Consider the following 14550-nt stretch of genomic DNA (forward strand, 5'->3'; position numbering starts at 1 on the left):
GGGCCGGTTGCCCATGCTTCGGTGTCCCGCGCGCTTCCCGTGAGGCCGGCCGTGATGTCCCCGACGAGGCCGGCGGCGCGCTCCCAACTCACCCCGCGACACCGGTCGTTAACCCAACCGGGACCGGCACATCAACCGCCGCACGGGTAATCGTCCGCCACGCCGAGCACCCTCACGGCATGGCATGCACCTCGTACAGACCCGGACCCACACGCGCGGCCGCGCTCGCGGTGGCCGCCCTCCTCCTGCTGCTCGTGCCGCCCGCCGGCCGGGCCGCCGCCGCCGAGCCGGGGCTCCCGCTCGGCGACCCCGGCCTGACGGAGACCCGTACGACGCAGACGCTCGCCCAGGGCGTGACCCTCACCCGTATCGTCCGCGGGACCGAGCCCGCCCCGGCCGACCAGATCAACACCACCACGCGCGGCCCCTGGATGGTCGACGTCCTGACCATCGACCCGCGCACGGCGCGCGGCCACCTGCGGGCGACGTACGGCCCCGACCTGGCCCACACCGAGAAGACGACGGATCTCGTCCGGTCCTCCGGCGCCCTGGCCGGCGTCAACGGCTCCTTCTTCACCTTCACCGCCAGCCAGGACTACCCCGGTGACCCCGTGGGGCTCGGTCTCTTCGACGGGCGGCTGCTCAGCGAACCCACCGGTGACGGCACGGAGGCCGACTTCGTCGTGGACGCGCCCGGCAACCGCGCCGTCATGGGCAGGCTGAGCTGGTCGGGCAGCCTGCACAACCGGCGGACCGGCGCGACGCTGCCGCTGACGTACGTGAACCATCCGCCGGTCGTCCCGGCGGCCTGCGCCGATCCGACGGATCCCACCCAGTGCACCGCCCCCGGTGACGTCGTGCGCTTCACGCCCGAGTTCGCCGCGTCCACGCCCTCCGGCGCGGGTGTCGAGGTGGTCCTCGACCGGCACGGGTGCGTCGTCCGCACGCAGCGGACGCGCGGCACACAGCTGGCCTCCGGCCAGACCTCGGTCCAGGCCACGGGCGCCGGTGCGGCGGCCCTGCTGCACACCGTGGACGGCGGCTGCCTGCGCACCGATTCCGTGCTGACCGACGAGCAGGGCCGGCGCGTTCCCGTCCATCCGGGTCTGTTCGGCGTCAACGGCCGCTACCGGCTCACCGCGGACGGCCGGATCGTGGTGCCGACGGGCTCGGGCAGCTTCTTCGACCGCAACCCGCGCACCATCGCCGGCACCACCCGGGACGGCAGGATCGTCCTGGCGACCGTCGACGGCCGTATGACGACCAGCGTCGGCACGACGATGGCCGAGACGGCGGCGGTCGCCGACGCGCTGGGCCTGACCGACGCGGTCAACCTGGACGGCGGCGGCTCCACCACCCTGTCCGTCGAGGGTGCTCTGGTGAACCATCCCAGCGGGTCCGCCGAACGCGCCGTGGGCGACGCCCTGGTCTTCGTGCCCGGCCCGTACCGTCCCGCCGAGGGCTGAGCCCGCCGCTCAACCGCCCGTGCTCTCCCGCACGATGATCCGGTGCCCGGCCACATGGTCGCGCACGGCGGCGGCGTCCGGGTCGTCGATCCGCTCCAGCAGCAGCGACACGGCGACCCGGGCGATCTCCTGTTTGTCGGGGGCGACGGTGGTCAGGCTGGGCACGCTGAACCGGGAGGCCTCGATGTCGTCGAAGCCGACCACGTCGAGGTCCCCCGGCACCGCACAGTCGTGCTCGTGCAGGGCGCGCAGGGCGCCCAGCGCCAGATGGTCGTTCAGGCACAAAAGCGCGTCCGGCCGCTGCTCCCGTGCCATGAGCGTGCCGGCGGCGCGCAGACCGTCCTGCCAGTGGAAGGCCTCCACCGGCACCACCAGGTGGGCGTCGAAGGGCAGCCCGGCCGCCTTCAGTGCCTCCCGGTAGCCCTCGGTGCGCAGCCGGTCGGTGCCCTGCGGGCCGCGCAGCGCGCCGCCGATGACGGCGATGCGCCTGCGTCCCCGCGCCAGAAGGTGCTCGGTGGCCTCGCGGGCCGCCAGGACGTTGTCGATGCCGACATGGTCGGTGCTGCCCTTGGCCGAGCGCTCCCCGAGCAGCACGACGGGCAGCCGCCGGTCACGGGTGGCGAGGTCGCGGGGGAGCAGGGAGAGGGGGCTGAGGATGACGCCGTCGGAGAACTGCGCGTCGAAGCCGTGCAGCGCCGCCAGTTCACGGTCGCGTGCCGCTCCGGTCTGGTGCAGCAGGACCGTACGGCCGCGCCGGCCGGCCTCGGCCATGACGTGCTTGGCCAGCTCGGAGAAGTAGGCGACGTCGAGTTCCGGGACCGCCAGGGTGATCATGCCGGTGCGGCCCTGGCGCAGCTGACGCCCGGCGATGTTCACCCGGTAGCCGAGGGCGTCGATGGCCTCCTGGACGGCGGCGCGGGTCCGCTCCGAGACGTGCTCGAAGTTGTTGATCACGTTGGAGACGGTCTTGGGGGAGACACCGGCGTACTCCGCCACGTCCTTGATCCTCGGTCTGGCCGCCACGCTGCTCCATCCTTCCGCCTGCCGTGATCGTACCGACCGTCACGAATCGATTGCGGGCCCGGTCATCTTCTCCCGACGGGTTTACATCGATGTAATCCCATGGTGCCATGTGTCCCGCACCGATCCGCACCCCCGATGCGAGGAGCCCCATGCCTGTCCCGCACGCCGCCGACGTGCCGCGTCCCGAATACCCCAGGCCGCAGTTCGTGCGCGACGCCTGGCTCAATCTCAACGGCGAGTGGCAGTTCGAGATCGACCGGTCGGACACCGGCCTGGAGCGCGGTCTCGCGGCGCGGGAACTGACCGGCACGATCCTCGTGCCGTTCTGCCCGGAGTCGGCGCTGTCCGGGATCGGGGAGACGGACTTCCTGGAGGCCGTCTGGTACCGGCGGACCGTGACCGTGCCCGCCGCCTGGGGCGACGCCCGGGTGCTGCTGCACTTCGGCGCCGTCGACCACGACACCACGGTCTGGGTGGGCGGCGTCGAGGTCGCCCGGCACCGCGGCGGCTTCACCCCGTTCACCGCCGACCTCGGCGAAGTCGCCGCTCCAGGCGAGGAGTTGACCATCGTCGTCCGGGCCCGCGACAGCAGGCACGGCGTGCAGGCGCGCGGCAAGCAGTCCACCTGGTACGCCAACTCCCATTGCCACTACACCCGGACGACCGGCATCTGGCAGACGGTGTGGCTGGAACCGGTCCCGCGCGCCGCCGCCCTCAAGCGGCCCCGCATCACACCCGACCTGGCGTCCGGCTCCTTCTTCCTGGACCTCCCGCTGACCGCCAACCGGCCCGGCCACCGCGTCCGCGCCACCCTCGCCGACGGCCAGGGGGAGATCGTCAGCGCCGAGACCCGTGCCGACCTCGACCTGTGCCCCCGGCTCGTCCTGCCGCTGCCCGCCGACCGGGTGCGCCCCTGGTCGCCGCAGGACCCGCACCTGTACGACCTGACCCTGGACCTCCTCGACGCCGACGGCACGGTCGTCGACTCGGCCCGCTCCTACGCCGGCCTGCGCTCGGTCGCCGTCGACGGCAGGCGGCTGCTGCTGAACGGGCGGCCCGTCTTCCAGCGCCTCGTCCTCGACCAGGGCTACTACCCGGACGGCCTGATGACCGCGCCGAGCGACGCCGACCTGGTCCGGGACATCGAACTGGGCCTGGCCGCCGGCTTCAACGGCGCCCGGCTGCACCAGAAGGTCTTCGAGGAGCGCTACCTCTACCACGCCGACCGGCTCGGCTATCTGGTCTGGGGCGAGTTCGGGGACTGGGGCTGCGAGGTCGGCGTCCGCGACGACAACCAGCGCCCCGACGCCTCGTACGTCGCCCAGTGGCTGGAGGCCCTGGAACGCGACCACTCGCACCCCTCGATCGTCGGCTGGTGCCCGCTGAACGAGACGTACCAGCCGCTGCACGACCGCATCACCCAGCTCGACGACGTCACCCGGGCGATGTTCCTGGCCACCAAGCAGGCCGACCCCACCCGGCCGGTGATCGACGCCTCCGGATACGCCCACCGGGTCGCCGAGACCGACGTGTACGACTCCCACTGCTACGAGCAGGACCCGGCCGTCCTCGCCAAGACCATGGGCGGTCTCGCCGAGGGCAGGCCGTACGTCAACGCGGCGCCGGACGGCCGGCCGTGGTCGGTGCCCTACCGCGGACAGCCGTACTTCTGCAGCGAGTTCGGCGGCATCTGGTGGGACCCGGACGCCGCCGGCGAGGCGGCCGGGAACGAGCCGGGCAGCTCCTGGGGGTACGGCGAACGGCCGCGCACCGCCGATGAGTTCGTCGAGCGCTTCACCGGCCTCACCGGCGTGCTGCTCGACGACCCGGACATGTTCGGCTACTGCTATACCCAGCTCACCGACGTCTTCCAGGAACGCAACGGCGTCTACCGCTTCGACCGCTCCGAGAAGGTCGACACCGCCCGGCTGAGGGACGCCCAGTCCCGCCCCGCGGCCTTCGAGAGGGCGACGCCCTGACAACGGCCGCCTTCCGCGTGAGCGGAGGCAGCGCACCCTGCCCGAGATTTACATCGATGTATGTCCGTAGGGCGGTGAGCATGGCGGACCCGAGTCCGCCGCGTCCCACCGCCCCCGGGAAAGGAGCCACATGACCGGCATGCCCACACCCGTCGGTCCACCCGGCCCGACCAGGCGCCGCGCCCTGACCGCGGCCCTCGCCTCCGCAGCCGCCGTCCTCGGCGCCGGCGCGCTCTCCGGCTGCGGATCCGCGCTCGCCGCCGACGACTCCACCGTCCGCCTCTGGGACCTGTTCAGCGGCGCCGACGGCGGCCTGCTCAACGACATGGTGCGCGCCGCGCGACCCGACATGCCGGGCACGCGCATCCAGCGCACCGTCCTGGAGTGGGGCACCCCGTACTACACCAAGCTCGCCATGGCCTCCGCCGGCGGCCGGGGCCCGGACGTCGCCGTGGCGCACATGTCCCGCCTCGCCGGATACGCGCCCACCGGACTGCTCGACCCCTGGGACCTCGACACCCTGGCCGAGTACGGCATCCGGCGCGAGGACTTCGCCGACGCGGTGTGGTCCCGTACCCAGTTCGAGGGCAAGACGTACGCCGTCCCGCTCGACACCCACCCGTTCATCGTCTTCTTCCACCCCGAACCGGCCGCCAAGGCAGGGCTGTTGACGAAGGACGGCACCCTGGACGCGGAGGCGTTCGACTCGCCCGACAAGTTCCTCGCCGCCGGCCGGGAACTGGCGAAGGCGTCGGGCAGACAGGGCATCGCCTTCGGCTATGTCACCGACACCGCCCAGGGCTGGCGCCTGTTCTACGGCCTGTACCGGCAGACCGGAGGCGCCTTCCGGCTCCCGGCGGGCGGCCCCGCCGAGGTCGACGAGGACCGCATGGCCGAGGTCATCGCCTTCATGGCCAAACTCGTCGACGGCCGTGTCAACCCCGGGCAGCTCGACTACGCCGCCGCCATCGCCGCGTTCGCCAACCGGCAGACCGCGATGATCCTGTCGGGCGAGTGGGAGCTCGGCACCTTCCGCGCCGCCGACAAGAACATCGGCGCGGCGCCCTTCCCCACCGTGTTCGGCACCCCCGCCGTGTACGCCGACTCCCACTCCTTCGTCCTGCCGCACCACCCGCACCCCGACCCCGCACACCGGCGCCGCGCCCACCGCGCGGTCGCCGCCCTGCTCAAGGCCGGCCAGATCTGGGCCACCGCGGGACACATCCCCGCCTACCGCCCGGTGACCCGCACCCAGGCCTACCGGAACCTCGAGCCGCAGTCCCACTACGCCCAGGCGCAGAGCCATGTCGTGCTCGACCCCGCCGTCTGGTTCGCCGGCGCCGGATCCGACTTCCAGAACGCCATGTCCCAGGTCCTGCAGCAGGCCCTCCTCGACGGGCTCGCCCCCGACCGCGCGGCCCGCGCCATGGTGCGGCGCCTGAACACCTTCCTCTCCCAGCCCAGCCCGGCCTGACCGGCTGCGAACCATCCGCGCAGGAGGCACGACGATGTCCTCACCCCGCAACGCCACACTGCCGGCGCGCCGGCTGCTCCCACCCGGGCTGCTCTTCGCGCTCCCCTTCCTCGTCCTGTTCGCCGTCTTCATGCTCTGGCCGCTGGCCCAGGGGCTGTGGATGAGCCTCACCGACACCTCCCTGTCGGCGCACGCCCCGTCCTTCGTCGGCCTCGACAACTTCACCGAGGCCCTGAAGGACGCGGAGATGTGGCGCGCGCTGGGCCACACCGTGTGGTTCACCGTCCTGTCCACCGTCCCGCTCGTCGTCGTCGCCCTCGGCATGGCCCTGCTCGTGCACACGGGCCTGCCCGGACAGTGGGTGTGGCGGCTGGCGTTCTTCGCCCCCTATCTGCTGCCCGTGGGCGTGGTCAGCCTGCTGTGGGTGTGGTTGTACCAGCCCGACCTCGGCCTCTACGACCACCTGCTGCACGCGCTCGGCCTCGGCCAGGTGGCCTGGCTCAGCGACCGGTCCGTGGCCATGTGGGCGATCGTCCTGACCACCCTGTGGTGGACCGTCGGCTTCAACTTCCTGCTGTACCTGGCCGCGTTGCAGTCCATCCCGGACCATCTGTACGAGGCGGCCGCCATCGACGGCGCCGGGGCCTGGCGGCGCCTGTGGTCGGTCACCCTGCCCCAGCTGCGCCGGATCACCGCCGTCATCACGGTGCTGCAGATCCTGGCCTCGCTGAAGGTCTTCGACCAGGTGTACCTGCTGACCAAGGGCGGCCCGGACAGCAGCACCCGTCCGGTCGTCGAGTACGTCTACGACGTCGGCTTCACCGGTTACCGGCTCGGTTACGCCTCGGCGATCAGCTACATCTTCTTCGCCCTCGTCGTCCTCGCCTCCGCCGCCCAGTACGCCGCCCTCCGCCGCCGGGAGAAGTGACATGGCCTCCACCGACCTGCCCGTCCGCACCGCCCCCGCGCCCCGAGCGCCGTACGCCGTGAGGGAGGTGGCCGTACGACGCCGTGCGGCGCACCTCTCCCTGGGCGAGAGCCGGACCGCGCGCGTCCTCGCCCTCGCCGCCCTGTCGGTGCTGGCGCTGGTGTGGCTGCTGCCCATGGCCTGGGCGCTGCTGACCGCCTTCAAGTCCGAGCAGGACGCCAGCGATCCCGTGCACTGGCTCTGGCCCCGCCACGGCCTGACCTTCCACGGCTTCAGCACGGTCTGGGACCGCGGGGAGCTGCCGCTGTGGATGCTCAACAGCTTCCTCGTCGCGGCCGCCGTCACCGTGATCACGGTCCTGGTCTCCGCGATGGCCGGATACGCCTTCTCCCGCACCCGGTTCGCGGGCCGCCGCCGGCTGTTCGCGCTCACCGTGGCCGCCGTGGTCGTACCGCCCCAACTCCTCATCGTGCCCTGGTTCCAGCAGATGCTGAGCCTGCATCTGGTCGACACCTATGCGGCGGTGATCCTGCCGCAGACCGTCGCGCCCGTGATGGTCTTCATCCTCAAGAAGCACTTCGACTCCCTGCCCCGCGAACTGGAGGAAGCGGCGCGCATCGACGGCGCGGGCCACTGGCGGATCTTCTGGTCGGTGCTGCTCCCGCTGTCCCGGCCGATGCTCGCCGCCGTGGCGATCTTCGTGTTCATCGGGGCGTGGAACAACTTCCTGTGGCCGTTCGTGTCGACGTCGGACCCGGACCTGATGACGCTGCCGGTCGGCATCACCTCCGTGAAGGACGCCTACGGCATCCAGTACGCCCAGTCGATGGCCTCGGCCGTCCTCGCCGCGCTGCCGCTCGTCGTGGTCTTCATGTTCTTCCAGCGGCACATCGTGAAGTCCGTCGCGACGACCGGACTCGGCGGCCAGTGAGCCGGGCGGAACACCGTCCCGCCGGACGGAGTTGATCACCGCATGACCCAAGGACCCGCACCCCGGCCCCTGTCCGACCAAGCCCTCTCCGAGCTGCTGGCCCGGCAGCGGTTGAGCCCGAGGCCCGCGTCGTGCGGCTGTCGACGACGGCCGACCGGGTGAAGGCCGCGCACCTGCGGCGCGATCCGCGGGCGGCGCTGCATGTGCGGGGCGACGACGTGTGGTCGTTCGCCGTCGCCGAGGGTTCCGAGGTCACGACGGTGCCCGGTGACGCGGTCGGGCGGGAACTCCTCGCGATGATCCCGCCGCCCGCGGGACCGGACGACGAGGAAGCCTTCCTCGCCCAGCAGGTCGCCGAGCGCCGGGTCGTGATCCGGCTCCGGGTGGACCGGCTGTACGGCACAGCCCTGGACGTCGAGGGCTGACGCCGCTCTTGGCCCCTCGGCGTCCGTGTGGTCACAGCGGCTGGCTGGCGAGGGACGCCAGATAGGCGCCGTAGAGGACGGACAGGGCCGTGAGGCCGCCGCACACCAGACGCGCGCGGGGGGACGGGCCGGTGCGCCAGACCCGGACGAGAGCGCGAGCCGGGGGAATGAGCAGGGGGAACGCCGGGAGCAGGAAGCGGGGTTTGGAGGAGAAGGGGCCGGACACGGCGACCACCAGCAGGAGCAGGACGCCCGCGAACACCACGAGCGGCAGCGGGGTGCGGTCCAGGCACAGCACGCAGAACGACACGACGGCGGCCAGGACGAGCACCAGGGCCACCGGATAGGTCACCCAACTGCCCTGCAACGGCATCGACGCCAGAAACCGCAGCGGCCCGACCGTGAGATCCAGCCGGGAGTTCCAGGCGCTCTGCACCTGCAGATAGCCGCGCACCAGGTCACCGGTCTGCCGTCCCACCCACAGCACATAACCCGCCCACCCCAGCGGACCGAGCACCACCCCGGCCAGCAGCCCCGGCGAGGCGCGCCCCCGCTGCCGTACGACCTCGTGCCCGGCCGCGACGGCCACGGCCACGGCGACCGCGATGCCGGTCGGACGCGTGAGCCCCGCGAGCATCGCCAGCGCGCCCGCGGCCGGCCAGCGGCCGCGCAGCACGGCGTACAGGGACCAGGCGGCACACGCGGTGAACAGCGGTTCGGTGTAGGCCAGGGTGAGGACGACCGACTGCGGAAGTACGGCCCACAGGGCGACCAGAGCCGTGGCGACGCGCCGGCCGTGCAGATGATGGCCGACCGTGTAGATGCCGTGGACCGCGAGTGCCGCGGAAGCCCAGGCGATCAGCAGCCCGGCCGCCCCCGTCGAGACGGGCAGTAAGCCGCGCAGGGCGCGGACGAGCCCCGGGTACAGCGGAAAGAACGCCCAGTCGGTCTGGACCGCGCCCGTGGAGGTGATCCGCAGCTGCGTCCCGTAGCCGTGCTCGGCGATGTGCAGGTACCAGACCGAGTCCCAGGCATGGACCAGGCTCTTGCCGAACGGGCGGCCGGCCACGGCGTCCACGATCACCAGCAGCACGAGCGAGGCGAGCCGGACGACGGCGAAGACACCGAGGGCCCGCAGTGCTCCCGGAGGCACCTCCACCCGACCGCGGCCGGCGTCGCGGGGGCTGTCGGGCGACCGCAGCGCGGAGGACATACTCACTCTCCGACCATGAGCGGCGGCATACCCGAGCGCAAACCGGAACCCTCCGCATGGCCGAGAACCGGGGGCGGCGGCGTTGTCAGGCCGCCGTGCCGCGTAGTTCCGCCAGGGTGTCCGGGGTCAGGGGGCGGGGGGTGTGGTCGGCGTCGACCAGGACGACCGTGCAGGGGGCGCTGTGGGTGAGCGCGGTGGTGAGGCTGCCGTCGGCGAACTGGGCGAGCGGACCGCGCGGGGAACGGCCGACCGCGATCGCGCGAGCGCCCACCTGTGCCGCGTGCCGGGCCAGCGCACGGCCGGCGGCCGCGTGATCGCCGACGCTGGTGAGGATCTGACCGGTGGCGGCGATGCCCCGCCCGGCGAGCCGGTCCAGGTGAGCGGCGACGGCGGCGCGTGCGTGCTCGGTGGTCTCGGTCTCGACGGCCTGCTCCTCGACCACCGCCGTCTGCTGGACGTGGACGACCTCCAGCGGGCTCCCGGTGTCCCGGGCGAGACGGGCCGCGGCGTCGACGATCGCGGCGGCCCGGTCGTGCGCGCCCACGGCGACGATGACCGGCGGTGTGCCCGGAGCGGCCGGGCGGCCCACGGGGGTCAGCGAGGGCGTCATCGGCTCGCTCTCGCCGGTGTCCGTCTCGGCCCGGCGCAGCAGGCCGTGCCCGCTGGCCAGCACGGGGATGGCCAGGACGAAGGTGGCGGCGCCGAGGTAGAACGGCACGCTCAGGTCGGTGGCGTCGGCGAGCTTGCCGGCGAGGTACGGCGCCAGACCGCCGCCGATGAAGCGCAGGAAGCCGTACGCGGAGGAGGCCACGGGCCGCTCCACGGGGGAGACGAGCATGACGGCCTGGGTGGTGAGGGTGTTGTTGATGCCGATGAAGGCGCCGCTGAGGATGACGGCGACGATGACCACGGCCGGCGTCTGGACGCCCGCGGCGATGACGGCCATCACCACGCCGAGGCCGGCGAGGTTGACGTACAGGACCGGGGCGGTGCCGAAGCGGGCCTGCAGGCGCGGGGCGAAGAACACGCTGAACGCGGCCACCAGCAGTCCCCAGGCGGTGAAGACGAGGCCCAGCTCGTGGGCGCTCAGCTTCATCGGGTAGGGGGCGTAGCCGAGCATGGTGAAGAAGCCCCAGTTGTAGAGCAGGGCCATGATGCCCATGGTCAGCAGACCGCGGTGGCGCAGCGCCTTCAGCGGCGCCAGGGGGGAGGTGCGCCGGGCGGGCCTGGGCAGCGACGGCACGAAGGCGAGGGTCGCGACGAGGGCTATGGACATGAGGACGGCGACGCCGAAGAACGGGCCGCGCCAGCTGATGGCGCCCAACTCGCCGCCGAGCAGCGGCCCCACGGCGATGCCGAGGCCCAGCGCGGTCTCGTAGAGGATGATCGCGCCGCCGAAGCCGCCGCTGGCCGAGGCGACGATGACCGCGAGCGAGGTGGCGATGAAGAGGGCGTTGCCCAGGCCCCAGCCCGCGCGGAAGCCGACGATGCCGTTGATGGAGCCGGAGGAGCCGGCCAGCGCGGCGAACACCACGATGACGGCCAGGCCGATGACCAGGGTGCGCTTGGCGCCGAACCGGCTGGAGAACCAGCCCACCACCAGCATGGCCACCGCGGTGACGATCAGGTAGCTGCTGAACAGCAGGGAGACCTGGCTGGGCGAGGCGTGCAGGCTCTCGGCGAGGGCGGGCAGGATCGGGTCGACCAGGCCGATGCCCATGAACGAGATCACGCAGGCGAACGCCACGGCCCAGACGGCCTTCGGCTGCCGGAACGGACCGGCGGTCTTTCCGTGCGGTGCGCTCATGAACGCTTCATCTCCAGTTCTTGGCGGGGACGGTGCGAGGGGCGGGCAGGTTCAGGAACCGGCCTGGCGGTCCCGGATCACCCTGGCCAGCGCGGGCAGCGCGACGGTCACGGCGTGCCGCTCCGGCTCGGTCAGCTCATCCAGGACTCCAGCGAGGGCGTCGGCGCGCTCGGCCCGGCGCCGGCGGAAGACGTCGAGACCGGCGGGGGTCGCCTCCACCAGCACCCCGCGGCCGTCGGTGCGGTCGGCGGTGCGGCGTACCAGCCCTGCCCGTTCCAGACGGGTGACGAGCTGGGTCATGTTGGGCTGGGAGGCGTTCTCCGCGCGGGCCAGTTCGGTCAGCCGCTGGGGGCCCTCGCGTCCCAGCCGGCTGAGCGCGGACGAGGCCGCGGTGCTGAGCCCGCCGGTCGTGGCGCTGCGGCGCACGTACCGGACGATCTCCTCCACGGCGAGCATCAGGTGCTCGGCCGACGCGTCCGCCGGGTCGGCAGAGTCCATAACCCGCTTATGCATAAGCTCATTATGCATGTACGTGTACTGCTCATCAATCCCTGTGATGCCTCGTCATAGTGGGGATTTTTCGGGCAGGACGGGACAGATGGCGCTGGATATGGTGGGTACGCGGGGGACACCCCAACTCGCGCGATCCGCTGGGCCGGCGGCGTGGAAGAAGTGATTGCGATGATCTCCGACATGGTTCTGGTGCCCACCAGCGACGCCACTCTCTCCGGTGACCTCGTCGTTCCCTCGGCGGCGCGCGCCGTGGTGCTCTTCGCCCACGGCAGCGGCAGTTCCCGGCACAGTCCGCGCAACCGGATGGTGGCCGCCGAACTGCGCACCGCCGGATTCGGCACCCTGCTGATGGACCTGCTCAGCGAGCGGGAGGAGCGGCACGACGCGGTGACCGGCGAGCACCGCTTCGACATCCCGCTGCTGGGCCGGCGGCTCGTGGCCACGATCGACTGGCTGGACACCCAGCCGGACACCCGGGGCCTGCCGGTCGTCCTGTTCGGCGCCAGCACCGGCGCTGCCGCGGCGCTGGTGGCCGCGGCCCAGCGTCCGGACCGGGTGCTGACCGTGGTGTCGCGCGGCGGCCGCCCCGACCTGGCGGGCGACGCCCTGGGACGGGTGCGGGTCCCGGTGCTGCTCATCGTCGGCGGCCATGACCAGCAGGTCCAGGAGCTGAACGAGGAAGCGGCCGGGTACCTGCGGGTCCCGCACGCCCTGCACGTCGTTCCGGGGGCGACCCACTTGTTCGGCGAGCCCGGCGCCCTGGAGGAGGTCGCCGAGGTGGCCCGGCGGTGGTGCGAGGAGCGGATGACCGGACAGACCGCGCAGCACGCCTGACGACGACCTTCCCGGTCGGCTCGGGCTCGGGGCCCGTCAGCCCGGACTCGGGCGGCCGAAGAACTCGGCGTAGCGGGCCGGCAGCCCGGACAGCAGCTCGTCCAGCTGCCGGTCCGGCACCGCGTCGGCGACCGTGGACAGCACGGCGTCCGCGTCCCACTCGGCGGTGCGGGGCCGGGCGCCGGTCTGCACGGACACCCGGCGCAGGAACTCGTCGCAGTCGAACGACTCGGGACGCCCCCGGTCCAGATGCAGGGCCTCGTCCAGCGGTGCGGGCAGCCGGGCGGCCAGCTCGTCGGCCTCCTCGGGGGCGATCCGGGTCGCGAGCGCCCACAGGACCGCCTCGCAGACGTGCTCGGTCTCCTCGCGGCTGCGGTACTCCCCGCGGTCGCGGACCTGGGCCAGGAACTCTTCCAGTTGCACGGCGGCCTCCCACTGTCGTCGCAGGCCATCACGGCGAGCCGCACCCTTCCCGGCCGCCGTGGGCCCGGTCGGGCGGACGGCGGACAGGGTGATGTCGTCATTGTAGGTTCCGACCGCCGACGCCGGAGGTCGAGCGGTGCCGTGCGCCCGCGCAACGCCCCGGCCCGCCGATGTGCATCCGGGCGGCGGGCGGCGGGGAAGCCGGTCGGGTGATTGACGGGCAGGTCCCGGCTCGGGTGCGGCCTGTCGCGGGCAGGGCCGGAGACACTGCCGTCATCCCGACGGAGGTGGCGAACATATGCTCAGCGACAGCACAGCCACGGCGACGATCATCGCCGAGAAGCCGGGCGTGGCGGCGGTCGTCGCCGGTGCTCCGCGCGTGGCCGAGATCGCGGCGCGGTGCAGCGACGAGACGGAGGCCGCCCGGAGGCTTGCGCCGGACGTGGTCGAGGCGGTGCGGGCGGCCGGATTCGCCCGGCACTTCGTGCCCGCGGCCTTCGGCGGCACGGAAGGCCGTTTCGCGGACATGACCTCGGCGGTGACCCTGGTCGGCGAGGGCTGCGCCTCGGCGGCCTGGGCCGCCTCGCTGTCCGCCTACGCGGCCCGGTACGGCGCGTACCTCCCCCCGGAGGGACAGGAGGTGCTCTGGGCCGACGGGCCGGACGCCCTGATGGCGGGCGCGCTGATGCCGGCCGGGAAGGCGGAGCGGGTCTCCGGCGGCTGGCGGCTGCGCGGCGAGTGGAAGTACATCAGCGGGATCCGGTTCGCCGACTGGGTCTTCGCCTGCTCCGCCGTACCCGGCAAGGTGGGCCCCGACGGGCGGGGCGAGGTGCGGTTCTTCGCGGTGCCGCGGGCCGACATCACCGTGAAGGACACCTGGTTCACGCTGGGCATGCGCGGGACCGGCAGCGACACCATGGTCCTGGACGACGTCTTCGTGCCCGACCATCTGACCCTGTCGAGGCTCGACATCAACGCGGGGCGGGCCACGGCCTCCACGGCCCGCTGCCACACGGCGCCCGTCAACGAGGTGAACGCGCTGCCGCTCGCCGTCCCCGTGGTGGGCGCCGCCCGCGGGGCGGTGCGGACCGCGGCCGAGCAGACCATGCGGCGCACCGACCGGCGGGGCGCCCCGCTGCGCGAGAAGCCCTCGGTGCAGACCGACCTGGCGCGCTCGGCGGCCGAGGTGGACGCCGCGGAACTCCTCGTCCAGCGGGCCGCCCGGGTCGCCGACGGCGTCGAGGCGACCAGGGACGGCGAGGCGGCGGTGCGCGGCCCGCGGGACCTGGCGCTCGCGGTCGAGCTGTCGGTGTCGGCCGTCGAACGGCTCTTCCGGGCCACCGGGACGACGGGCCACTTCGAGTCCGACCCCGTCCAGCGCTTCTGGCGCGACGTCAACACCGCGGCCTCCCACGTGATCTTCTCCTTCGAGACCGCCGGGTCGGCCTACGGCGCCTGGGCCCTGGGCGCGGAGGGCGCCGAGCCCGGGCGCTGACCTCCCCCTCGCGTCGACCGGGCCCGGCGGAGTCGGCAC

The 14550-nt window shown here is 73.0% G+C and carries 12 protein-coding genes and 1 pseudogene; 8 read left to right on the forward strand and 5 right to left on the reverse strand.

Annotation, left to right across the window (positions count from 1 at the left end):
* The first annotated feature begins 179 nt into the window (after positions 1–179).
* The gene (locus AB0950_RS28855) at positions 180–1466 is read left to right on the forward strand and encodes a phosphodiester glycosidase family protein (RefSeq protein WP_366779719.1); all 1287 of its coding nucleotides are present in this window, start codon (positions 180–182) and stop codon (positions 1464–1466) included.
* Positions 1467–1475: 9 nt separating this feature from the next.
* Here the strand turns inward: AB0950_RS28855 and AB0950_RS28860 are convergent, their stop codons facing one another.
* Entirely contained in the window at positions 1476–2489 is a 1014-nt protein-coding gene (locus AB0950_RS28860; RefSeq protein ID WP_366779720.1) for a LacI family DNA-binding transcriptional regulator, read from the reverse strand.
* Positions 2490–2638: 149 nt separating this feature from the next.
* Between AB0950_RS28860 and AB0950_RS28865 the strand changes: the two genes are divergently transcribed.
* The 5 genes and pseudogenes from AB0950_RS28865 (at position 2639) to AB0950_RS28885 (ending at position 8226) form a co-directional block, all read left to right on the forward strand.
* Entirely contained in the window at positions 2639–4468 is a 1830-nt protein-coding gene (locus AB0950_RS28865) for a sugar-binding domain-containing protein (RefSeq protein ID WP_366779721.1), read from the forward strand.
* Between the two features lie 130 nt (positions 4469–4598).
* Positions 4599–5942, forward strand: a complete 1344-nt coding sequence (locus AB0950_RS28870) for an extracellular solute-binding protein (protein WP_360151367.1) — start codon at positions 4599–4601, stop codon at positions 5940–5942.
* Between the two features lie 34 nt (positions 5943–5976).
* Entirely contained in the window at positions 5977–6870 is an 894-nt protein-coding gene (locus AB0950_RS28875) for a sugar ABC transporter permease (protein WP_360151370.1), read from the forward strand.
* Position 6871: 1 nt separating this feature from the next.
* Positions 6872–7801, forward strand: coding sequence for a carbohydrate ABC transporter permease (locus AB0950_RS28880; RefSeq protein WP_360151373.1), 930 nt, complete (start codon positions 6872–6874; stop codon positions 7799–7801).
* A gap of 42 nt (positions 7802–7843) precedes the next feature.
* Positions 7844–8226, forward strand: a pseudogene (locus AB0950_RS28885) (PPOX class F420-dependent oxidoreductase).
* A 31-nt stretch (positions 8227–8257) separates the two neighbouring features.
* Here the strand turns inward: AB0950_RS28885 and AB0950_RS28890 are convergent.
* The 3 genes from AB0950_RS28890 to AB0950_RS28900 form a co-directional block, all read right to left on the reverse strand.
* Positions 8258–9439, reverse strand: a complete 1182-nt coding sequence (locus AB0950_RS28890; protein ID WP_366779834.1) for a hypothetical protein — start codon at positions 9437–9439, stop codon at positions 8258–8260.
* A gap of 85 nt (positions 9440–9524) precedes the next feature.
* Positions 9525–11246, reverse strand: coding sequence for an MFS transporter (locus AB0950_RS28895; RefSeq protein ID WP_366779722.1), 1722 nt, complete (start codon positions 11244–11246; stop codon positions 9525–9527).
* A gap of 51 nt (positions 11247–11297) precedes the next feature.
* Entirely contained in the window at positions 11298–11744 is a 447-nt protein-coding gene (locus AB0950_RS28900) for a MarR family transcriptional regulator (RefSeq protein WP_360151379.1), read from the reverse strand.
* 183 nt (positions 11745–11927) lie between these two features.
* Between AB0950_RS28900 and AB0950_RS28905 the strand changes: the two genes are divergently transcribed.
* Positions 11928–12593: a dienelactone hydrolase family protein gene (locus tag AB0950_RS28905; protein ID WP_366779723.1), complete on the forward strand. Its 666-nt coding sequence runs from the start codon at positions 11928–11930 to the stop codon at positions 12591–12593.
* 36 nt (positions 12594–12629) lie between these two features.
* Here the strand turns inward: AB0950_RS28905 and AB0950_RS28910 are convergent, their stop codons facing one another.
* The gene (locus AB0950_RS28910) at positions 12630–13016 is read right to left on the reverse strand and encodes a DUF2267 domain-containing protein (protein WP_366779724.1); all 387 of its coding nucleotides are present in this window, start codon (positions 13014–13016) and stop codon (positions 12630–12632) included.
* 298 nt (positions 13017–13314) lie between these two features.
* Here AB0950_RS28910 and AB0950_RS28915 point away from each other — a divergent pair, with 298 nt between their 5' ends.
* Positions 13315–14511 carry an acyl-CoA dehydrogenase family protein gene (locus AB0950_RS28915; protein WP_366779725.1) on the forward strand — a complete coding sequence of 399 codons (1197 nt, stop codon included), beginning with the start codon at positions 13315–13317 and terminating at the stop codon, positions 14509–14511.
* The last annotated feature ends 39 nt before the right edge of the window (positions 14512–14550 follow it).

The sequence above is a fragment of the Streptomyces sp. NPDC007189 genome (assembly GCF_040703635.1).
Classification (GTDB): domain Bacteria; phylum Actinomycetota; class Actinomycetes; order Streptomycetales; family Streptomycetaceae; genus Streptomyces.